Below are 20,680 nucleotides of genomic sequence, written 5' to 3'. Positions count from 1 at the left end.
GGATGCCCAGCATCCATTACGACATAGCCCACATGCTGGGTGCCGTGGTCCTGCTGATGAGCTTCGCCTTGCTCTATCAGCGCCGCCTGTCCTCCATCATCCAGGTCTTCGCCGCGCAGTCCACCGTCCTGGCGGCGGCCGCGGCGTGGCAAGGCTACATCCAGGACGCGCCGCACCTCTACATCACCGCCCTGCTGGCGTTGAGCATGAAGGCGATCGTCATCCCGGTCGCCTTGAACCGCGTGATCCAGAAGCTGAGGATCGAGCGGACCGTCGACACCGCGCTGGGAGTCGGCCCGACCATGATCGCCGGCGTCAGCCTGGTGACGCTGTCGATCCTGCTGGTGCTGCCGGTGACACCCGACGTGACGGCTCTGACGCGCGAGGATCTGGCGCTGGCGCTGTCGGTCGTCCTGCTGGGGCTGCTGACCATGATCACCCGCCGCAACGCGATCGGTCAGGTGATCGGCTTCATGTCGCTGGAGAACGGGCTGATCCTGGCCGCGATCGGCGTCGAGGGCATGCCCCTGATCGTCGAGATGCTGGTCGCCTTCGCCGTGATGGTCGCCTTCATCATCTTCGGAATCTTCTTCTTCCACATCCGGGAGCGGTTCGACACCCTCGACCTCCGCACTCTCGAAGACTTCCGCGGGGAGCGCCGGTGATCCTGCTTCCGGTCAATCCAGTTTACGTGATCCTCGCCCTGCCGTTCCTGGCGGCGTTCGGGCTGGCCGCCGTGCGGGATCACTGGCTGGCGGCACGGCTCAACTCGCTGGCGGCGGGCCTGACGCTGGTCGCCTCCCTCAGCCTGTTCACGGACCGGCCCGAGACGACGCCGCTGTTCCTGGTCGACGACTTCAACATCTATCTGGTGGCGCTGACCGCCTTCGTGTCCTTCACCACCTCGCTGTTCAGCGCCAGCTACATCGAGCACGAGATCGAGATCGAGCGGCTGAAGCCGGTGTTCGTCCGCTTCTACCACTCGATGTACCAAGCCTTCGTGTTCACCATGCTGCTGGCCCTGCTCGCCAATAATCTGGGCGTGCTGTGGGTGGCGGTCGAGGGCGCCACGCTGACCACCGTGCTGATGGTCAGCCTCTACCGCACCCCGGCGGCGATCGAGGCGGCGTGGAAGTACTTCATCCTGTGCGGCGTCGGCATCGCGCTGGCGCTGTTCGGCACCATCCTGATCTTCCTGGCGGCGCGGCCGGTGATGGGCGGCGGCATGCCCGCCATGACGTGGTCGGCCCTGATGCTGGAGATCCACCGCGTCAGCCCCGACCTGCTGAACCTCGCCTTCGTCTTCATCCTGATCGGCTATGGCACCAAGGTCGGCTTGGCGCCGCTGCACGCCTGGCTGCCCGACGCCCACGCGGAGGGACCGACGCCGATCTCCGCCGTGCTGTCCGGCCTGCTGCTCAACGTGGCGCTCTACGCCGTCCTGCGCTTCAAGATGCTGATGACGGCCAACGGCCAGTCGCTGGCGCCCGGTCCGCTGATGATGGTGATGGGGCTGGCCTCGCTGCTGCTGGCTGCCTTCATGCTGTACCGGCGGCGCGACATAAAGCGGCTGTTCGCCTATAGCTCGATCGAGCACATGGGCATCATCACCTTCGCCTTCGGGATCGGCGGGCCGATCGCCAATTTCGCGGGCCTGCTGCACATGACGATGCACAGCCTGACCAAATCGGCGATCTTCATCGCCGTCGGCCTCGCCACCCAGGTCAAGGGCACCCAGCGCATCTCGGAGATCCGCGGACTGACGGTCAGCCATCCGGTGATCGGCTGGGGGCTGGTGGCCGGCGTGCTCGCCATCGTGGGACTGCCGCCGTTCGGCATCTTCCTCAGCGAGTTCCTGCTGGTGACGACCACCTTCGCCCGCGAGCCGCTGCTGGCGCTGCCGCTGGTGCTGGGCATCGTCGTGGCGTTCGGCGCGCTGATCCTGCGTCTTCAATCCCTGGCATTCGGCGAGCCGACGGGATCGATGGCGCCGGCCGCGTCCAGCGCCTTTCCGATGGTGCTCCACCTGATCCTGGTGCTGGTGGCCGGCATCTGGCTACCCGAACCACTGGTCGAGTGGTTCCAAGCCGTCGCCCGACTGCTGGGCTGAGGGAGGGAAATCGCCATGCTCGATCATCTGGCATCGATCGGAACCCCCGCCGGCAACCACCGCCCGTTTCCTCGCTTCGATCTCGACCGCGACGCCTGGGCCGGTTTGATCACCACGCTGGCGGAGAAGACCGACTGGTCGCTGGTGGGGCTGTGGGCGGATACGGCACTGGTCCACATGGCGCTGCGGGAAGATCTGGCGGGGACGGTCGCGGTCGTCTCCCTGACCTGCCCCGAAGGGCGCTTTCCCTCTGTCGGCGGGGTCCGGCCCAGCGCCATTCGGCTGGAGCGCGCGGCGCAGGATCTGTTCGGCCTGATGGCCGAGTCGCTGGTCGATCCACGTCCGTGGCTGGACCACGATTCCTGGCCGATCCGGCTGCCGCTGTCGGCCGATCCGCCCGATCCGCTGGGCAATCCGGAACCCTATCCCTTTCTGCCGATCGAAGGGGCTGGCCTGCACCAGATCCCGGTCGGTCCCGTCCACGCCGGCATCATCGAGCCCGGCCATTTCCGCTTCACCTGCAACGGCGAGACGGTGGTCCGGCTGGAGCAGAGGCTTGGCTATGTCCACAAGGGCACGGAATGGCTGATGGGCGGCCGGTCGATCGGCGAGGTCGCCAAGCTGGCGGCACGGGTCTCGGGTGACAGCACGGTGGCGCATTCGCTGGCCTTCGCCCGTGCCGTCGAGGCGGCTACCGGCTCCGCGGTGCCCGAGCGCGCCGTCTGGCTGCGGGCGCTGATGGCGGAGTTGGAGCGGCTGGCCAACCACATCGGCGATATCGGGGCGATCTGCAACGACGCCGCCTTCGCCTACATGCTGGCGGAATGCGGCTTGCTGCGGGAAAAGATCCTGCGGGCCGCCGACGCGTGTTTCGGCCACCGGCTGATGATGGACCGGGTGGTGCCGGGCGGGGTCGCCGTCGATCTTCCCGACGCCGGGCGCGACACGCTGGAGTCGCTGTTGGCGGAGATCCGGGCGACCTTCCCGGGATTGGTCAAGACCTATGACGAGAAAGCCTCGTTGCAGGACCGGACGGTCGCGACCGGACGGGTCGGGCCCGAACTGGTCCGGCGGTTCGGCGCGGGAGGCCATGTCGGCCGGGCGTCGGGCCGGGTGCTCGACGCGAGACGTGATCCCGGCCACGCGCCCTATGACGACTTGGAATTCGAGGTCCCGGTCTTCCACGAGGGGGACGTCAACGCCCGCGTCTGGGTCCGCATCAAGGAGGTCGAGGCGAGCCTTGGCCTGATCGACCAGATCCTGGAGCGGTTGCCGGCCGGGCCGATCCGCGCGTCGCTAAACGCGACGGCGGGGCAGGGGATGGCCTTGGTGGAGAGTTTCCGGGGCGAGATCATGACCTGGGTCGAGGTTCGGGAGGACGGCGTCGTGACCCGGTGCCACCCGCGCGATCCGTCGTGGTTCCAATGGCCCCTGCTGGAGGCCGCGATCGAGGGGAACATCGTCGCCGACTTCCCGCTCTGCAACAAGAGCTTCAACTGTTCGTACTCGGGGCATGACCTGTAGGATGCCACCATGCTGAAGACCATCGCCCGCAATCTGATGCGCGGCCCGCGCACCATGACCGGGCCGGGGCCGGCGGAAGCCGGAGTCGAGGAATTGGCCAGCCGGCTCGACCGGGCGGCGCGGACCCGCCTGGGGCGCAGCCTGTCGATCCGCGAGGTCGACGCCGGATCGTGCAACGGCTGCGAACTGGAGATCCACGCCCTCAACAACGTCGTCTACGATCTGGAGCGATTCGGCCTGCGCTTCGTGGCCTCGCCGCGCCACGCCGATGTGCTGCTGGTGACGGGCCCGGTCACCGGCAACATGCGGGACGCCCTGTTCCGCACCTGGGACGCGACGCCCGATCCGAAATGGGTGGTGGCGGTCGGCGGCTGCGCCCTGGATGGCGGGTTGTTCAAGGGCAGCTACGGCATCGTCGGAGGCGTCGCGGCGGTCATCCCGGTCGATCTGCATATCCCTGGATGCCCGCCGCGCCCGATAGACCTGCTGTCCGGCCTGGTGGCGCTGGTCGAGGCGGCCAAGTAGCTGACCCGACCGGGTTTATCCGCGGTTTAGCGGGAACAGGGTGAAGGTCAGGTCGCGGATGAAGCGGTCCATCCGGTCGGGTTTGGCCGCCACATCGGCCTTGATGGTGCCGATGGCGCCGGTCAGGGCGCGGCCACCCCGGCAATAAGCCGCCCGGACGCTGATGTCCTTGTCGAACGGCTGTGACGGCGGGATCTGCGCCGCGCACAATTCCGCGTCGATCACTTGGCTTTCCGGGTTGAAGACCATCACGACCTTGTATAGCGGCTGCCCGCCCGGCCCGGCGTCCTGGGCGAATTTGAGGCCGGGGCCGGCCTGGACCCTGTTCATCGAGGTCAGCACCTGTTGGGTGAACAGCGCCGCGTTGACGTCGCTGGGATTGCCGTAGATCAGCGTGGTCAGCGTGGCGTCCTTGCCGCCGGCATAGCCCAGTTCCCCTGGATTGTAGCCGGGATCGACCTGGGTCTGGGTGACGCGCCCGTAATCGTCGCAGGCGGCCAGCAGGAAAAGCGCCGCCAAGGCGGCGCCGATGCGATGCGCGTTCATGATGATCAGTTCAGTTGCCCAATTTCGTTGCCGGGACGCGTCGGGCGACGCGCGGCGGCCTGGGGATCGAAGGAGTTCAGCAGGTCGACCACGGCGCGGTGGCCACCTTCCTGGGCATAGCTCAGGGCGTTGCGGCCATGGATGCTGGTGGTGCCGATATTGGCGCCGCTTTCCAGCAGGATGCGGACCGTGTCGACCTGACCGCGGGATGCGGCGGCCATCAGCGCCGTCTTGCCCTCGACGTTCATGGAGTTGACGGCCCCGCCGGATTGGATCAGCGAACGCACGATCGCGTTGTTGCCGATCGAGGCCGCGTACATCAAGGCCGTGCCGCCGTTGCGGCTGCGCGCGTTGGGGGCGGCGCCCGCCGTCAGCAGCTTGCGCACCGCCGCGGAGTTGCCCTGCTCCGACGCCAGCATCAGCGCGGTCTTGCCGTCGGGCAGTTCGTAGTCGAGGTCGCGCCCGGCCTGGATGACCGAGTCGAGCATGGCCGGCTGCTGGAACGCCTGGAGCATGTCCTCCCGCGTCGCGAAACGGTTGGGCGTGGGAAGTGGCTGGTCGGTGCCGCCCCGATCGCCCGCGTCGTCGTAGTCCGGCGGCAGGCGCAGCACCTGATCGGGTGCTGGCTGTGGTGTCACGGCGGCGGTCCCGGCCGCAGGAGCCGCCGGCTCGGCGCTGGCCGTGGCGGTTTGGCGCTTCCGGTCCAGTTCCCGCAACTGCGCCTGCAAGGTTTGGTCGTTCTGATCGACGGTCAGGCCACGCCGGTAGAAGTTGGCGGCGTTGTCGAACTGGCCACGTTCCTCCGCCGCGATGCCCCAGCGACGATAGGTGTCCTTGATGGTCGCGAGGATGGTCGCGGCGCGAGGATCGTTGGGCGCGATCTGCGCGATCTGCTGATAGGTCTCGTACGCGTTGCCGCCCGGCGGCGTCGTCAAGAGCCTCTGGTCGATCAGCCGGTTGGCCCGGTCGACCAGTTCGGTCAGCCGCTGCTCGTTCGCCGCGTTGGCTCCGCTGATGGAGCCGCCGTTCGCTGGTGGCGTCGCGGGGACCGGTGGGGTCGGAGGGGCCTCGGCGACAGGTGCGGGCGGTGTCGGAGCCGCCGCCACGGGCGGCTGCGCCGGTTGGGGTACGGGCGCCGGGTTGATCGGGACCGGTTCGTATTCCGTCTCGGGCGGCGCCGCCATATCGGTGTCGTCGCGATTCGCGTCGGCGACCCAGGGAAGTGGTTTCCCGGTGGCGTTCTGGAAGGCGCGCTCGACCGCTTGTGGCTCCAGGAGAGCCGCCGTGACGCCGGCGCCCATCGCCATCGCAACCAAGGCGGCCGCCACCAGCGGCCAACGGCGACGGCGCGGCGTCTCCAGCCGCGTGGGAGCGTAGGCGCTGGCCGTCAGCTGAGCCGCCGGTCCGCGGTCGCGGCGTACAGGATGGGCCGACGGACCGGGCCGGGGTTCCTCGTCCCATTCGGGATAAGGCTCGGGATTCCGTTCGGTCCACTGGGACGGATGGCGGGCGTTGGGTAGATGGCTGGGAGGCTGCTGGTGGTGGATGGGACGCACGGGTTCCGGCGCGCGGGGTGGCGGCGCGGGCTCCATCGAGGGCGGCGGCCCGGACTCCATCGGGGGCGGCGGCTGGATCGGCCGCAAACGGGGAATCGGCTCCCGGACCTCGGTGAGGATGGGTTCCTGCTTGAGTGTGTGCTGCGGTTCAATCGAAAATTGCAGCCCCAGTTCGCGCGCCACCTGCTCGACCCGGCCTCGGGTGATCACGCGCTCGCCGGCTCGCGCCGCACCGTTGATGGAGACGTCGGCCAGCGTGTTGACCAGTTGCAGCAGGCCGCCGGAAACATGGGTGATCGCCTCGATCGCGGACGGCTCGAAGATATCGTCGCGGATGGCCCCCGCTTGGCTCAGGCGCTCGCGGATGTAGCTGTCGACCTGTTCGCGCTCCAACGGCGGCAGGTGATAGGACACGCCCAGCCGCCGCATGGTGTCGTCGAGGCCGGGCTCGGCCAGCATGCGCTCCAGATCGGGTTCCCCGGCGAACAGGACCTGGAGGAAGCGACCGGTCTCGGTGTCGGAGGTCGCCATCTCCACCAAGTCATAGAGGACCGGCACGTCCAGCAGATGCGCCTCGTCGATGATCAGCACGCCGGTGCCGGTTTCCTCCAGCCGCTGTTCCAGCCTCTCGACCAGCGAGTCCATGTCGCCGAGGGGCTGGCCGCCGGTCTCGTCCAGGAACAGCTCACCGCCGGCCTCCTGGATCAGGTCCTCCACCCCCATGCCCGTCCTGGCCGCGATCGCCAGCACCATGGTGCCTTCCGATTCGAGCTGGTCCAGCAGGGTCTGGAGGAGGGTGGTCTTTCCCGATCCCGTCTCGCCGTAAAGAGCCATGACCCGCCGACGCGCCACCACGGCAAGAGTGAAGCCATTGAACGCTTCCTCATGCTCCTGCGACGCGTAGGTGAAACGCGTGGCTGGCGTAATCGTGAAAGGCTCTTCGTGAAGACCGAAGCGGTTGTTGATCATGTCATGTTCTATCAAAAGGATTACCCAATGCCGCCAGTATTCAGCATTTCACAGGCGGAGTACCATCAGTTCCCATGTGTTGAGCCTTGACAGTCTATCAACCCCAGCTCAATTCATGAACGCAAAAAACGGGTGAACGCTCCGCGTCCATCGGAGGTGCCCGCTATCTCTCTCCATATCCCCTAATCGCATCAACATCATGGCGACCAACCGGGGTGGCCGATGCCTCGGCCAAAGGGCTGGTGGCCGCGCCCTTTTCAGTTATCCTGAGGCCATGACACAGACCGATACCTCCCGCTCCGCCGGCGCTTCCGCCCCTGATTCGCCGCATGTCGAATTCAAGGATGTCCGCAAGACCTACGACGGCGAGACGCTGGTCGTCAAAAACCTCAACCTCCAGATCAGGCGGGGCGAGTTCCTGACCCTGCTGGGGCCGTCGGGTTCCGGCAAGACGACCTCGCTGATGATGCTGGCGGGGTTCGAGGTGCCGACATCGGGCGACATACGGTTGGCTGGGCGGTCGATCGCGGGGCTGCCGCCGCACAAGCGCGACATAGGGATGGTGTTCCAGAACTACGCGCTGTTTCCCCACATGACAGTGGCCGAGAATTTGGCGTTCCCGCTGTCGGTGCGGAAGATGCCGAAGGCGGAGATCGAGGACCGGGTCGGCAAGGCGCTGCGCATGGTCCACCTGGAGAAGTTCGACGCGCGGCGTCCCGCCGAATTGTCCGGTGGCCAGCAGCAGCGGGTCGCCCTGGCGCGGGCCCTCGTGTTCGATCCGCAACTGGTCCTGATGGACGAGCCGCTGGGCGCCCTGGACAAGCAGCTGCGCGAGCATATGCAGCTGGAGATCAAGCACATCCACGAGTCGCTTGGCGTCACGGTGGTTTATGTCACCCATGACCAGACCGAGGCGCTGACCATGTCGGACAGGATCGCCGTGTTCAACCATGGCGTCATCCAGCAGATCGACGTGCCCGATCGGCTCTACCAGCAGCCGTGCAACAGCTTCGTCGCCAACTTCATCGGCGAGAACAACCGCCTGAAGGGTGTCGTCCGCGATGTCGCGGGCGGCAAGTGCCGAGTCGACCTGACGAATGGCGAGACCGTGCTGGCGACGGCGGTGGCCGTAGGACAGGCGGGCGAGACGACGACGCTGTCGGTCCGGCCGGAGCGGATCGTGCTGGACGCCGCCGGGGTGGGACGGGACAACCGGCTGAACGCGCGGGTGTTGGAGCGGATCTACCTGGGCGACCACCTGCGGCTTCGGCTGGCGGTTGCGGACAGCGACGATTTCATGGTCAAAGTGCCTTTCGCCGACGATGCCCAAGTGTTCCAGGCGGGCCACGCCGTCTCGGTATGTTGGGCGGCGGAGGACTGCAGGGCGCTCGATCCCGTCTGAGGGCACCGCCCGATCCCATCCGTTCCGCCGCCGGCCACCACCGGCGGGAGGTCACCCCACCGTGTTCCGCAAGATCCTCTCCGTTGGCGGCCTGACGCTCGCCAGCCGCGTCCTGGGCTTCATCCGCGATATCCTGACCGCGGCGCTGCTGGGGGCGGGGCCGATCGCCGACGCCTTCTTCGTGGCGTTCCGGCTGCCCAACCACTTCAGGGCGCTGTTCGCCGAGGGCGCCTTCAACGCGGCGTTCGTGCCGATGTTCTCCGCGTTCCTGGTCGGGCAGGGCAGATCGCAGGCCCGCATCTTCGCCGAACAGGTCATGGCGTTCCTCCTGGTGGTCCAGCTGATCCTGCTGCTGGTGTTCGAACTGATCATGCCGTGGTTCATGGTCATCTTCGCCCCCGGCTTCGCGGACGAGCCGATGAAGTACGATCTGGCGGTCCTGTTCACCCGAATCACATTCCCCTACCTGCTGTTCATCTCGCTGGTGTCGCTGATGGGTGCCGTGTTGAACAGCATCGAGCGATTCGCGGCGGCCGCCGCGGCTCCCATCCTGCTCAACCTGTGCCTGATCGGAGCGCTGGTCGGGCTGACGCCCCTGCTGCCGACGGCGGGCCACGCGCTGGCCTGGGGCGTGCTGGCGGCCGGCGTCGCGCAGTTCCTGTATCTCGCGTGGGATTGCCGGCGGGCGGGCATGTCGTTGAGGCTGGTCCCGCCTCGGCTGACGCCGGGGGTCAGGCGGTTCCTGACCGTGCTGGGGCCGGCCGCGCTGGGGGCGGGCGTCACCCAGATCAACCTGTTCATCGACACGCTGATAGCATCGCTGCTTCCGACCGGAGCGGTGTCGTACCTCTACTACGCCGACCGCATCAACCAGCTGCCGCTTGGCGTCATCGGGATCGCCATCGGTACCGTTCTGCTGCCGGAACTATCCCGCGCGCTGAAGGGCGGCAACCTCGCCGCCGCCAGCGACAGCCAGAACCGGGCGATCGAGTTGTCGCTGCTGTTCACCCTGCCGGCGGCCGCCGCGTTCCTGGCGGCGGGTTCGCCGATCATCTCGGTGCTGTTCGAGCGCGGCGCGTTCCAGGAAGCGGACGCGCGGGCGACGGCCGCGACCCTGATGGCCTACGCGCTCGGACTGCCGGCCTTCGTGCTGGTCCGCAGCCTGCTGCCGGGCTTCTACGCCCGGGAGGACACCAAGACCCCGGTCAAGATCGCGCTGGTGGTCGTGTCGGTCAACGTGGCGCTGAAGCTGGTGCTGATGCAGCCGCTGTCGCAGGTGGGCTTGGCCTTGGCGACCTCGGCCGCGTCGTGGGTCAACTGCGCGCTGCTGGCGACGCTGCTGTTCCGGCGGGGCTTCCTGGTGCTGGACGAGCGGTTGCGCCGCCGGGTGCCGCGCCAGTTGGTGGCGGCGTTGGTGATGGCGGGCGTGCTGTGGGCCGCTCGGCTCGGGCTGGATGGCTTCCTGTCGGCGCCGGATTTGGCGACCAGAACATTGGCCCTAGGGACCCTGATCGCCGCCGGAATGATCGCCTACGCCGTGGTGGGTGTCGCGCTGGGAGTCGTTTCGCTAGCGGAATTGAAGCTGTACACGCGGCGTCGGCGGCGGACGTGACGGCTCGTCCCTATCCATGGTCAGCAACTCGGATGGATGTTTGGTGTCGGACTGAGTCGGTCGGAAGCCGATCGATACTCTGGACACGCCGGGGCAAGGTGATGAAAGCTATGGGATAATCATAAAACGAGAGACAGGGTGACGACGATGGGATGCAGATCCAGCCTTTTCCTAGGCGTGGCGTTGATGGCCATGGCGGTTGGCGGCGCCGAGGCGCGCGATCTGACCGTGACGTCCTGGGGTGGCTCCTATCAGGACGCGCAGCGCGAGGTCTACTTCCAGCCTTTCATGAAACAGACCAACACCAAGCTGGTCGAGGATAGCTGGAACGGCGGCGTCGGCGCCCTTCGCGCCAAGGTCGAGGGAGGCAATTCCGATTGGGACGTCGTCCAAGTCGAGGCCGAGGAACTGGTGTTGGGCTGCGAGGAAGGGTTGTTCGAGCAACTGGACTGGGCGGCGCTGGGCGGTCGCGACAAGTTCATCCCCGCCGCCGTCGATGATTGCGGCGTCGGCGCCATCGTCTGGACCACGCTGATCACCTATGACGGCGCCAAGATCAAGGACGGGCCGAAGAGCTGGGCCGACTTCTGGGATGTCTCCAAGTTTCCCGGCAAGCGCGGGCTTCGCCGCGGCCCGAAATACACCCTGGAATTCGCGCTGATGGCCGATGGCGTGCCGTCGGAGCAAGTCTACGAGGTGCTGCGGACCGACGCCGGCGTCGATCGCGCCTTCAAGAAGCTGGACCAGATCAAGTCCAACGTCGTGTGGTGGGAGGCGGGCGCCCAGCCGCTGCAACTGCTGGCCTCGGGCGAGGTCGCCATGACCAGCGCCTACAACGCGCGGGTCACCGCCGCCAACAAGAGCGACAACCGCGATTTCAAGATCGTCTGGCAAGGCGGCGTCTACGCCGTGGATAGCTGGGTGATCCTGCGCGACAGTCCCAACAAGGAGGCCGCCATGGACTTGATCGCGTTCATGAGCGACGCCGCCAACCAGAAGAACCTGCCGCCCAAGATCCCCTATGGCGTCACCAGCAAGGAGGCGGCCGCCCTGGTCGATCCCGCCGTGCTGCCGATCATGCCGACCGAACCCGGCAACCTCGCGGTGGAGGTCCAGTTGGACACCGAGTTCTGGGTCGCCAACACCGAGCGGCTGACGGAGCGTTTCAACGCCTGGATCGGTCAGTGAGCCGGTGACGGCATCCAGCCTGACGGGGCGGAGCGGCGCTCGGATCGAGTCGAGGAACCTGAAGGCGCAACTCCGCCGGACCGAGCGCCGCCGCAAGCTGGAGGCGGCGGCGCTGGTGGCGCCGCTGCTGATCTTCCTGGCGGTGTTCTTCCTGGCACCGATCGTGGGAATGCTGATCCGCAGCGTGGAAAACTCCGAATTGCCCACCACGATGCCGGAGACTGCGGCGGCGTTGCGGCAATGGGATGGCATCGATCTGCCGCCGGAGCCGGTGTTCGCCAGCTTCGCGCGGGAGTTGGCGGCCGGCCAGCGTGATCGCACCCTGGCCGGAGTCGCCAAGCGGCTGACCTATGAAGTGCCGAACATGCGCTCCGTGCTGTTCGCCACCGCGCGCGGCCTGCCGGAAACCCCGAATGGGACATGGCGCGACACCCTGACCGCCCGCGACAAGACCTGGGGCGATCCGGCGACCTGGGCGGTGATGCGTCGGGCGGCGGCACCGGTGACACCGCTCTACATGCTGGCGTCGGTCGATCGCGAGATGGACGCCTCCGGTTCGATCGTCAAGGTGGCGTCGGACCGGGCGATCTACATCGACATCTTCATCCGGACGTTCTGGATGGCGGCGGTCGTGACGGTCTGGTGCCTGGTCCTGGGCTATCCCCTGGCCTTCAAGCTCGCGTCACTGCCGCCCCGCGTCTCCAACCTGCTGATGATCCTGGTCCTGCTGCCGTTCTGGACATCGATCCTGGTCCGCACCGGAGCCTGGGTCGTGCTGCTCCAGCGGGAGGGACCGATCAACGAGGCGTTGCAGTGGGTCGGATTGATCTCGGAGCCGCTGCAACTGGTCTATAACCGGGTGGGTGTCTATGTCGCGATGATCCACATCCTGCTGCCCTTCATGGTGCTGCCGCTCTACAGCGTCATGCGCGGCATCTCGCCGGCCTACATGCGGGCGGCGACCTCGCTGGGCGCCACGCCGTTCACCGCGTTCCGGCGGGTCTACCTGCCGCAGACGATACCGGGGGTTGGCGCCGGGTGCCTGCTCGTCTTCATCCTGGGCGTCGGCTACTACATCACGCCGGCGCTGGTCGGAGGTGCCGGGGACCAGATGGTCAGCTATTTCGTGGCCTTCTTCACCAACCAGACGATCAACTGGGGCATGGCGGCGGCCTTGGGCTCCGTGCTGCTGATCGCGACGCTGCTGCTCTACTGGGTCTACGCCCGGCTGGTCGGCATCGACCGCATGCGGATGGGGTAGGGGCATGGGATCGATCCTCAACCTACCGCCCCACGCCACCGGCGCGCAGAAGGCTTGGCATGTGGCCTTGTGGGCGCTCACGGCGCTGGTGCTGGCGTTCCTGATCCTGCCGATCCTGGTGATCATCCCACTGTCGTTCAGCAGCGGGTCGTTCCTCAATTTCCCGCTGCCCGGCCTGTCGCTGCGCTGGTACCACGAACTGCTCGGTTCGGAACGCTGGCTGTCGTCGCTCCGCAACAGCGTGGTCGTGGCGATCTCCTCGACGCTGCTCGCGACGGTGCTGGGCACCCTGGCTTCGCTGGGGCTCCAGCGGGCGCGGTTCCCGGGGCACGCCCTGGTGATGGCGCTGGTGATCTCGCCAATGGTGGTCCCGCTGGTGATCGTCGCGGTCGGCGTCTACTTCTTCTACGCGCCGCTGGGCCTGACCGGCAGCCTGCTGGGATTGACACTGGCGCACACGGCATTGGCGGCGCCCTTCGTGGTTATCACGGTCTCCGCCACCCTCCAGGGGTTCGACACCAATCTGTCCCGCGCGGCGGCCAGCCTGGGAGCCAACCAGACGACCGCCTTCTTCCGGGTCACCCTGCCGATCATCCTGCCCGGAGTCGTCTCCGGCGCGCTGTTCGCCTTCGTCACCTCGTTCGACGAGGTGGTGGTGGCCCTGTTCCTGACCGGGCCGGGCGAGCGCACCCTGCCGCGCCAGATGTTCGACGGCATCCGCGAGAACATCAGTCCGGTGATCGCGGCGGCGGCCACGCTGCTGATCGTGCTGTCGATCCTGCTGATGACCGTGATGGAAGTCCTGCGCCGGCGCAGCGAGCGTTTGAGGGGAATTCGCTAGGGGCCTGAAGCCACAACTGATCCGTTCACACCAAATGTTGGAGATCGGCATGTCGGAGCCTGAGAGCATAGACGGCGTTCGGTACCATTCGGTGGAGGCTGGCTACTTCGAGAAGCGGGGCTTGCGGAAATACGCGGGGGTGTGGTCGCTTTGGGCGCTGGGGGTCGGCGCCGTCATCTCCGGCGATTTCTTCGGATGGAACTTCGGCTTGGCGGCGGGCGGTTTCGGCGGCCTGTTCATCGCGACGCTGATCGTCGTCGTGATGTATCTGGGCCTGTGTTTCAGTCTGGCGGAGATGTCGCCGGCCCTGCCGCACACCGGCGGCGCCTATAGCTTCGGGCGCTCGGCGATGGGACCCTGGGGAGGGTTCCTGACGGGACTCGGCGAGAACATGGAGTATGTCCTGACGCCGGCCGTCATCGTGGTCGGCATCGGCGGCTACCTGGGCGCCATCTTCGAGACCCCGACGGAACTGGCGCCGATGTGGTGGCTGATCTGCTACGTCGTCTTCGTCGGACTGAACTATTGGGGCGTCGAACTGAGCTTCAAGTTCACCCTGGTGATCACCTTCGTGGCATTGGCCATCCTGATCGTCTTCTTCCTCGGCGCGATAAGCCATTTCGACTTCACGACCAACGCGCTCAACATCGAGCCGGGACCGGGCAACAGCGCCTTCCTGCCGTTTGGAATGGCGGGAATCCTGGCGTCGCTGCCCTTCGCCATCTGGTTCTTCCTGGCGATCGAGCAGCTTCCGCTGGCCGCCGAGGAAGCCCACGATCCGAAGCGCGACATGCCGCGCGGCTTGCTGCTGGGGATCCTGACGCTGATCACCCTGGCCTTCCTGACGCTGTTCCTGTCCGCCGGGATGGCTCCCGGAGCGAAGGAGATCGGGACCTCGACCGAGCCGCTGTTCCTGGGCTTCCAGACGATCTTCGGAGACGGCATCGGCGTCAAGCTGCTGGCGGTCACGGCGGCGGCCGGACTGATCGCCAGCTTCCACGCGATCATCTACGCCTATGGCCGCAACATCTACAGCCTCGCCCGCGCCGGCTATTTCCCCAAATGGCTTTCGGTCACCCATGGCGAGCGGAAGACGCCCCATGTGGCGCTGTTCGCCGGCGCGGCGCTGGGCTTTCTGGTGGCGCTCGCCATGCAGTATTCCGGTAGCAAGTTGGTCGGAGCGGCCTTGCTCAACATGGCCGTGTTCGGCGCCATGATCAGCTACATCATGCAATTGGCCTCGTTCATCCTGCTGCGCTCCAAGCTGCCGGACATCGAGCGGCCGTTCGTCAGCCCGCTGGGCGTGCCCGGCGCCGTGGTCGCCCTGGTCATCGCGGTCGTGACCTTCGTGTCGTTGTTCTTCAATCCGGACTACCTGCCGGGCGTTTGGGGCTGCGCCATCTGGTTCCTGATCGGCATCGCCTATTTCGGCCTGTATGGCCGCCATCATCTGGTCAAGTCGCCGGAGGAGGCCTTCGCGATCGGCCACCGTTCCAGGAAGTCAGGCGTGGTTCCCGGCTTGGCGGACTAGGCTCGCGGCGGGAGCGGCCTACCTGATGCGGATGTGATCCATCACGTTCCAGGGGACCATCCGCATGGCCGGGTATCGACCGCTTTCCTTGCTCCTCGCGTTGTTCGTGGCGGTTGTCTCGTCGACTCCGGCGCGGGCCGACGAATCCGCCGCTTGGGCCGCCCTTCGCGACGGTGGCAATGTCATCCTGATGAGGCACGCCACCACGGTTCCAGGCATCGGGGACCCTCCGGGCTTCCGCTTGGACGATTGCGCCACTCAACGGGTGCTGTCCGACGCGGGGCGCGAACAGGCCACGCGCATCGGCGCCGTCCTGGCGGAGCGGGGAATGCGGGCAGGGCGGGTACTGACCAGCGCCTGGTGCCGCTGTGTCGACACGGCGACCCTGATGGATGTCGGGCCGGTCGTCCGGTTCGAACCCCTCAACTCGTTCTTCGAGTCGTCAGGGGAGGAGAAAAGGCAAAGCGCCGCGGTGAGGGAGGCCATGGCCGGCTGGACCGGGCCGGGAACGCTGGTGATGGTGACACATCAAGTCAACGTCACGGCGTTGACCGGCGTCGTGCCGGCATCCGGCGAGATCGTGGTGGCGCGTCCGGATGGCACCGTGGTTGGCCGGATCAAGCCACCGTCCTGACACGGCGCCGGACTGCGCCCGGTGCTGGGAACGTGCGGGCTCCGGCGTGCGGGCAGAAAAAAGGCCGCCCAATGAGCGGCCTGAGTCTAGGGAGGAAACGCCCAACAAGGGCGAAGCAGCAATCGCTTGCTGCAATGCAAAAATTAATGATTATGGCAGCCGATGCAAGATGGAAGCTGGCCTCGGTCCCACTCGGAAGCGTCTTTGACCTAAACTGTTGCAGCGCGGCAACGCATGTGCCTGACTCAAGGCGCGCGCTTGGGTGGATAGACCGAGGGCGGCACTTCCCGTTCCTCCTCGGCCGCCGCCTCCTCCTGGTCCTCCATGGCGGGCTCGGGCACGCCTCCGGGAGTATAGGGTGGCATGGCGGGGTCGTTGCCCGGGTGCTGGGGCGGGACGGGCTTCTCCGTCGGCTTCCTCGGATCGGTGGGCTGCTTGGGATCGTGTTCGCCGGTCATGTCCTCAACTCCTCGCTTGTGCTGAGAGCATAAGGACGGGGACAGGGAAAAGTTCAGGCTCCCGCATCCTCAGGTCAGGTGACGGACCCCTTCAGCAGAAAGCGGGTGACGACGAACGCGCCGATCCCGAGGACAACGGATCCCGCCAGGAGCATCCAGGCGGTGACTTCGAACTTGCGGGGCGGCGTACCGGCCTCCTCGAATACGGTCGTCATGACGGCGCGGTTGACGGCGGGATCGCTGAAGCACTGCTCGACCCGAACACGCTCGACCTTGGTTGTGTCGAGAAGCTTCCGCGCTCCAGCCAGTGCCGCGTCCAGGTTGTCTATCGCCTTGCCGGGGGTCCAGCTTCCGCGGTTGAGTGTCGATATGGTGTAGGTGACCCGGCGGTTGGACGATACGGCTGACATGGATGGTTCCCGCGTTGATGGTGAGTGACCATACCATGATATTTTTAATGAATTGCTATCGAATGTAATCCGATCGAATGAAGCCACTTGCCCCGTCGCGTGGCCGCTTGGCATCCCTATGATGCCTGATCCTGGGATTGCACAAGATCCCGCGCCCGAAGCCGGAAACCGAACCGCCGTGACGAGAGGACTGATGGGGGACGCGACCCTGATCGTCGGCCGCAACAGCCTGCTTGCCCGCGCCTTCCGTGACCATGGGGGAGTGGCGAACTGCCGCTTCGTCGGCCATGACGAGCTGGACCGCCCGGACCTCCTGGAGGGCGTCGGCCGGATCGTCAATTTCGCCTATCATCCGGAGTTGCGGAGCGGTCCCTACCGCGCCGAGCTGGATATCGACCTGAGGTTGGGACGGGCGGCGGCCGAACTGGGGCTCGGCTATGTCATGCTCAGCACCCGCAAGGTCTACGCTCCCGAATACGCCTTCGGCGCTTCCGAGGATGCGCCGGTCGGACCGGTCGACGCCTATGGCCGCAACAAGCTGACGATCGAGCGCCTGCTGGCGAACCTCCTCGGCGATCGGCTGACGGTCCTGCGGGTCGGCAATGTCGTTGGATATGACAGGATTGACGGCCGGCCGAGTTTCATGAGCGTCATGCTGGGGCGGCTCGCCAACGAGGGCAGGGTGACGCTGGACGTCAGCCCCTTCGCGCGGCGCGACTTCCTGCCGATCGAGCAGGTCGCGGCGGCGATCAAGGCGGTGCTCAATCACCGGCTGGGCGGAACCTACAATGTCGGTTCGGGAGCCTGCGTCGAGATCGGCCGGATGGCGCTCTGGGTCATCGAGGGTTTCGGCAAGGGCGAACTGGTGGTGACATCGCCCCGCATCCATGACGAGTTCGCGCTGGATATCGGCAAGCTGATGTCGGCGACGGATTGGTACTGGCCGAGCGGCGCGTTGCCGGAGTATTGCCGCAGTCTGGGACGCAGGCTCGCCAAAATGGAATCCTGACGGATGGATGGCCGGATCGCTCCTGGGAAGGGAGATTAAGACTCCAGCCTATCCAAAAGGTCATAATCACCTCGATATATGTTGTCTAATGGGCACACAGGCTGCCCAAACGCGCGTCACGACCTTGGCATGGTTGCTTGCCGGCTCGTTTCTGGCTTCATTAGCTTTGGGCCGGTACGTGTCGATCCGGCGGTGGGTTTTTTTGGAACGTTCAACGATATGCCATTTTCGGTGGGGGCGATGAAGATCAAGACCTTGTCACTGCTTCTGGGCACGGCCACCCTGCTGGCGGGAACCAGCACGGTGGTGATTGCCCAAGAGCTTCAGCGGGGGGCCAGTGTCGTGAACCGTCCGCGCCCGGAACTGGATCCATTGGGCATTCGCCAGGGCGGCTTCCTGATCTTCCCGAAGGTCGAACTGGGAACCAGCTACGACGACAACGTCTTCGCGTCGGACGACGACAAGGAAGGCGACTTCCTGTTCCAGGTGCTGCCGTCGGTCGCCGTCGAGTCTACGTTCAGCCGCCACGCGCTCCGTTTCGGCGCGGGCGCCGATTTCGGGCGCTACGCCGACAACACCAGCGAGAACTACATCGACTACTTCGTGACTGGTGGCGGCCGGCTCGACATCACCGGGGACTCGGCGCTGTCGCTCGACCTGCAGCACCGCAAGCTGCATGACGACCGCGGAGATCCCGATAGCCCCGACGCGGCGTCGGAACCAGTCGAGTTCACCCGCAGCGGAGCCGAGCTCGAGTACAACCAGCGTTACAACCGCGTGGTTGGCAGCTTCGGCATCGGCGCCGAGAACGAGGACTACGACGATGTCGCCTCGATCGCCGGTGGCAACCTCGACCAGGACGACCGGGACCGCTGGGCCTACACCGCGACGGGCCAGATCGGTTACGACCTGTATCCGGGCTATCAGCCGTTCCTGCGGGTCACCTATACCCGGACCGAATACGACACCGGCACCATCAAGCCCGACAGCGACGGCTACGAGGCCGTGGTCGGCACGTCGCTGGACCTGACGGGCCTGCTGACCGGCGAGGTCTTCGTCGGTTACTTGGCGCGGAACTACGACGAGCAGGTCTACGAGGACTTCACCGGCCTCGCCTATGGCCTGTCGCTCGACTACGCGGTGACCCAGCTGACCACGATCAATGGCAAGGTGTCGCGCGGTGTCGAGGAAGGCTTCGGCACGACGCCCAATCCGCGCGACCGCTCGACCTTCGGGATCGGTGTCGACCACGAGCTGCTTCGCAACGTCATCCTGACGGCGCGCGGCGAGTACCAGATGGACGATTACCAGAATACCAGCCGGTCCGATGACTTCTACCTGTTGCAGGCCGGCGCCACCTACACCTTGAACCGTAATCTCTACCTGCGCGGCACCTATACGTACTCGCGCCGGGAATCGAACCTGCAAGGTAACGACTACGACCGGAACTTGATAGCTCTCCGGATCGGCGCCCAGCTCTAGCTCGGTTCGCCGACATCGACCGTTTCAGCGAACGGTTTCAATCTTGAGGCGGCGCCTGTCCAACAGGCGCCGTTTCGCTTTTCGGGGATAACCCGAAATATCTGATAGTCGCGCCAAGGACTTCACCCCTCGCGCGCTGGGGCGGAAAGTCCGAAAAGCTCGGTAACGCCAAGGGATACCGATCCGTGGATGAAAAAGCGGATTCAATGTCATCCTTTAATGCCATAGGCTTAATTCCTATCCGCTTTTTCAGTTTGAGGGTGTTGTCGATACTATTCAGGTGGTCGGAAGGATGAAGTCACGGGTTGTCACCGACCCGATTTCGCTTCCCGAGACCCGGCCCCATGACCCGGCAAGGCCCAGAGATAGAGGAACCGATGCTTTTTAATACCTGGAAGAAAGTTGCGACCGGCTGCGTCGTCGCCGTCAGCTTGGCGGCCTGCCAGAACACCGGCTCGAACGCGCCGCTCGAGACGCAGACCGCGTCGGTCGGTGAATATCAGCTCGGAGCTGGCGACGAGGTCCGGGTCACCGTCTTCGGCCAGGAACAGCTTTCCGGTCCCCTCCGTGTCGATGGCGCCGGCTATGTCGCGATGCCGCTGGTCGGCGAGATCGAGGCCAAGGGCAAGACGGCCCGCCAGCTCGAGATCGCGATCGCCCAGAAGCTGAACGAAGGCTATGTCCGCGACGCTCGCGTCAGCGCCGAGGTGGTCACGTTCCGCCCCTTCTACATCATCGGCGAAGTGTCCAGGCCCGGTCAGTACGCCTATGTCAACGGCATGACCGCGACCACCGCCGTGGCGATGGCCGGCGGCTACACCTATCGCGGCCGCCAGGATTACGTGCTGGTCACCCGCGGCAACGATCCCGAGAAGGTCGAGCGCCGCGCGCCGATCAACACCAAGGTTCTCCCGGACGACGTGGTCCGCATTCCCGAACGTTTCTTCTGAGCCACGACAATGCAAATCGTTGATACCGACATCCCCGATGTCAAGCTGCTGACGCCCCGCAAGTTCGGCGATCACCGCGGCTTCTTCGCCGAGACCTACAACAGGAAAGCCCTGGAAGGCGTCGGCTTCACGAAGGAGTTCGTGCAGGACAACCACTCCCTGTCGGTTCCGGCCGGCACGGTGCGCGGCCTGCACTTCCAGCTGGAGCCCTATGCCCAGGACAAGCTCGTCCGCGTGGTCAAAGGCGCCATCCTGGATGTCGCGGTCGACCTGCGGCGTGGTTCCCCGACCTTCGGCAAGCACGTCAAGGCGCGCTTGGACGCGGAAACGGGAACCCAGATCCTGGTTCCGGCCGGCTTCGCCCACGGCTTCGTGACGCTCGAGCCGGAAACGGAGGTCATTTACAAGGTGACCAACTATTACGCGCCGAGCCATGATCGTGGACTGTTGTGGAACGATCCTGATCTTGGAATCGAATGGCCGATTACCGCCGATCAGGCTGTGCTGTCCGACAAGGACAAAGTTCAGCCAAGATTGCGTGATCTAAAGGATGCCTTCTGAGGAGAGTATCGCCGTGGCCTGGGGAGTGTGAAAGGGGGACCCTGTTAAGAGCACCCCGATTTCCTCTCCAGCGAATGCGGAACGAAGTTTCGGCATCTCCGTTCGATTAAT

General features: G+C 65.8%; 19 protein-coding genes. 15 read left to right on the top strand and 4 right to left on the bottom strand.

What is annotated here, in order from left to right:
• The first annotated feature begins 2 nt into the window (after positions 1–2).
• The 4 genes from N825_RS14225 to N825_RS14210 are packed head-to-tail and all read left to right on the top strand — an operon-like array spanning position 3 to position 4,159.
• Positions 3–665 carry a hydrogenase-4 component E gene (locus N825_RS14225; RefSeq protein ID WP_037452789.1) on the top strand — a complete coding sequence of 221 codons (663 nt, stop codon included), beginning with the start codon at positions 3–5 and terminating at the stop codon, positions 663–665.
• The gene (locus tag N825_RS14220; protein ID WP_037452783.1) at positions 662–2,110 is read left to right on the top strand and encodes a hydrogenase 4 subunit F; all 1,449 of its coding nucleotides are present in this window, start codon (positions 662–664) and stop codon (positions 2,108–2,110) included. The genes N825_RS14225 and N825_RS14220 overlap by 4 nt, the downstream gene beginning before the upstream one ends.
• A 15-nt stretch (positions 2,111–2,125) precedes the next feature.
• Positions 2,126–3,634, top strand: coding sequence for a hydrogenase large subunit (locus N825_RS14215; RefSeq protein WP_084164725.1), 1,509 nt, complete (start codon positions 2,126–2,128; stop codon positions 3,632–3,634).
• A gap of 9 nt (positions 3,635–3,643) precedes the next feature.
• The gene (locus N825_RS14210) at positions 3,644–4,159 is read left to right on the top strand and encodes an NADH-quinone oxidoreductase subunit B family protein (protein ID WP_037452778.1); all 516 of its coding nucleotides are present in this window, start codon (positions 3,644–3,646) and stop codon (positions 4,157–4,159) included.
• 15 nt (positions 4,160–4,174) lie between these two features.
• Here N825_RS14210 and N825_RS14205 read toward each other — a convergent pair whose 3' ends face one another.
• Positions 4,175–4,705 carry a hypothetical protein gene (locus tag N825_RS14205; protein WP_037452776.1) on the bottom strand — a complete coding sequence of 177 codons (531 nt, stop codon included), beginning with the start codon at positions 4,703–4,705 and terminating at the stop codon, positions 4,175–4,177.
• Positions 4,706–4,710: 5 nt separating this feature from the next.
• Entirely contained in the window at positions 4,711–7,230 is a 2,520-nt protein-coding gene (locus N825_RS14200; protein WP_037452774.1) for an ankyrin repeat domain-containing protein, read from the bottom strand.
• A 274-nt stretch (positions 7,231–7,504) separates the two neighbouring features.
• On the opposite strand from N825_RS14200, the gene N825_RS14195 reads away from it, so the two are divergent.
• The 7 genes from N825_RS14195 to N825_RS14165 all read left to right on the top strand — a co-directional run bounded on the left by N825_RS14195 (position 7,505) and on the right by N825_RS14165 (position 15,699).
• Positions 7,505–8,632, top strand: a complete 1,128-nt coding sequence (locus N825_RS14195; RefSeq protein WP_037452770.1) for an ABC transporter ATP-binding protein — start codon at positions 7,505–7,507, stop codon at positions 8,630–8,632.
• 61 nt (positions 8,633–8,693) lie between these two features.
• A complete protein-coding gene (gene murJ, locus N825_RS14190; protein ID WP_037452766.1) occupies positions 8,694–10,244 on the top strand; it encodes a murein biosynthesis integral membrane protein MurJ in 1,551 nt (516 codons plus the stop codon).
• A gap of 147 nt (positions 10,245–10,391) precedes the next feature.
• On the top strand, positions 10,392–11,432 hold the full coding sequence (locus tag N825_RS14185; RefSeq protein ID WP_037452763.1) for an ABC transporter substrate-binding protein: 1,041 nt from the start codon (positions 10,392–10,394) through the stop codon (positions 11,430–11,432).
• Positions 11,433–11,436: 4 nt separating this feature from the next.
• Positions 11,437–12,693 (top strand): ABC transporter permease, encoded by a 1,257-nt coding sequence (locus tag N825_RS14180; RefSeq protein ID WP_084164723.1) that lies wholly within the window; start codon positions 11,437–11,439, stop codon positions 12,691–12,693.
• 4 nt (positions 12,694–12,697) lie between these two features.
• The gene (locus tag N825_RS14175) at positions 12,698–13,534 is read left to right on the top strand and encodes an ABC transporter permease (RefSeq protein WP_037452760.1); all 837 of its coding nucleotides are present in this window, start codon (positions 12,698–12,700) and stop codon (positions 13,532–13,534) included.
• Between the two features lie 49 nt (positions 13,535–13,583).
• Entirely contained in the window at positions 13,584–15,065 is a 1,482-nt protein-coding gene (gene eat / locus N825_RS14170) for an ethanolamine permease (RefSeq protein WP_037453097.1), read from the top strand.
• A gap of 88 nt (positions 15,066–15,153) precedes the next feature.
• Positions 15,154–15,699 (top strand): histidine phosphatase family protein, encoded by a 546-nt coding sequence (locus tag N825_RS14165; protein ID WP_245613111.1) that lies wholly within the window; start codon positions 15,154–15,156, stop codon positions 15,697–15,699.
• Between the two features lie 245 nt (positions 15,700–15,944).
• Here N825_RS14165 and N825_RS14160 read toward each other — a convergent pair whose 3' ends face one another.
• A complete protein-coding gene (locus N825_RS14160) occupies positions 15,945–16,157 on the bottom strand; it encodes a hypothetical protein (RefSeq protein ID WP_037452755.1) in 213 nt (70 codons plus the stop codon).
• Between the two features lie 74 nt (positions 16,158–16,231).
• Positions 16,232–16,567 carry a hypothetical protein gene (locus tag N825_RS14155; protein ID WP_037452752.1) on the bottom strand — a complete coding sequence of 112 codons (336 nt, stop codon included), beginning with the start codon at positions 16,565–16,567 and terminating at the stop codon, positions 16,232–16,234.
• Positions 16,568–16,760: 193 nt separating this feature from the next.
• On the opposite strand from N825_RS14155, the gene N825_RS14150 reads away from it, so the two are divergent.
• The 4 genes from N825_RS14150 (at position 16,761) to rfbC (ending at position 20,569) form a co-directional block, all read left to right on the top strand.
• On the top strand, positions 16,761–17,576 hold the full coding sequence (locus N825_RS14150) for an NAD-dependent epimerase/dehydratase family protein (RefSeq protein ID WP_037452749.1): 816 nt from the start codon (positions 16,761–16,763) through the stop codon (positions 17,574–17,576).
• Positions 17,577–17,816: 240 nt separating this feature from the next.
• Complete coding sequence (locus tag N825_RS14145) at positions 17,817–19,058, top strand: outer membrane beta-barrel protein (RefSeq protein ID WP_037452747.1); 1,242 nt, start codon at positions 17,817–17,819, stop codon at positions 19,056–19,058.
• A gap of 377 nt (positions 19,059–19,435) precedes the next feature.
• Positions 19,436–20,008, top strand: a complete 573-nt coding sequence (locus N825_RS14140; protein ID WP_051512354.1) for a polysaccharide biosynthesis/export family protein — start codon at positions 19,436–19,438, stop codon at positions 20,006–20,008.
• Positions 20,009–20,017: 9 nt separating this feature from the next.
• The gene (gene rfbC / locus N825_RS14135) at positions 20,018–20,569 is read left to right on the top strand and encodes a dTDP-4-dehydrorhamnose 3,5-epimerase (RefSeq protein WP_037452742.1); all 552 of its coding nucleotides are present in this window, start codon (positions 20,018–20,020) and stop codon (positions 20,567–20,569) included.
• The last annotated feature ends 111 nt before the right edge of the window (positions 20,570–20,680 follow it).

Origin of the sequence: Skermanella stibiiresistens SB22 (assembly GCF_000576635.1) — a bacterium.
Classification (GTDB): Bacteria; Pseudomonadota; Alphaproteobacteria; order Azospirillales; family Azospirillaceae; genus Skermanella; species Skermanella stibiiresistens.
Note: the sequence above shows the minus strand (reverse complement) of the source record. Positions and strands in the feature narration are given on the sequence as shown.

What these genes read in the sequence shown, in the direction of transcription:
- N825_RS14225 (WP_037452789.1), top strand. Translation starts at nt 3, where the DNA reads ATGCCCAGCATCCATTACGACATAGCCCACATGCTGGGTGCCGTGGTC.
- N825_RS14215 (WP_084164725.1), top strand. Translation starts at nt 2,126, where the DNA reads ATGCTCGATCATCTGGCATCGATCGGAACCCCCGCCGGCAACCACCGC.
- N825_RS14210 (WP_037452778.1), top strand. Translation starts at nt 3,644, where the DNA reads ATGCTGAAGACCATCGCCCGCAATCTGATGCGCGGCCCGCGCACCATG.
- N825_RS14205 (WP_037452776.1), bottom strand. Translation starts at nt 4,705, where the DNA reads ATGAACGCGCATCGCATCGGCGCCGCCTTGGCGGCGCTTTTCCTGCTG.
- N825_RS14200 (WP_037452774.1), bottom strand. Translation starts at nt 7,230, where the DNA reads ATGATCAACAACCGCTTCGGTCTTCACGAAGAGCCTTTCACGATTACG.
- N825_RS14195 (WP_037452770.1), top strand. Translation starts at nt 7,505, where the DNA reads ATGACACAGACCGATACCTCCCGCTCCGCCGGCGCTTCCGCCCCTGAT.
- N825_RS14185 (WP_037452763.1), top strand. Translation starts at nt 10,392, where the DNA reads ATGGGATGCAGATCCAGCCTTTTCCTAGGCGTGGCGTTGATGGCCATG.
- N825_RS14175 (WP_037452760.1), top strand. Translation starts at nt 12,698, where the DNA reads ATGGGATCGATCCTCAACCTACCGCCCCACGCCACCGGCGCGCAGAAG.
- eat (WP_037453097.1), top strand. Translation starts at nt 13,584, where the DNA reads ATGTCGGAGCCTGAGAGCATAGACGGCGTTCGGTACCATTCGGTGGAG.
- N825_RS14160 (WP_037452755.1), bottom strand. Translation starts at nt 16,157, where the DNA reads ATGACCGGCGAACACGATCCCAAGCAGCCCACCGATCCGAGGAAGCCG.
- N825_RS14155 (WP_037452752.1), bottom strand. Translation starts at nt 16,567, where the DNA reads ATGTCAGCCGTATCGTCCAACCGCCGGGTCACCTACACCATATCGACA.
- N825_RS14150 (WP_037452749.1), top strand. Translation starts at nt 16,761, where the DNA reads ATGGGGGACGCGACCCTGATCGTCGGCCGCAACAGCCTGCTTGCCCGC.
- N825_RS14145 (WP_037452747.1), top strand. Translation starts at nt 17,817, where the DNA reads ATGAAGATCAAGACCTTGTCACTGCTTCTGGGCACGGCCACCCTGCTG.
- N825_RS14140 (WP_051512354.1), top strand. Translation starts at nt 19,436, where the DNA reads ATGCTTTTTAATACCTGGAAGAAAGTTGCGACCGGCTGCGTCGTCGCC.
- rfbC (WP_037452742.1), top strand. Translation starts at nt 20,018, where the DNA reads ATGCAAATCGTTGATACCGACATCCCCGATGTCAAGCTGCTGACGCCC.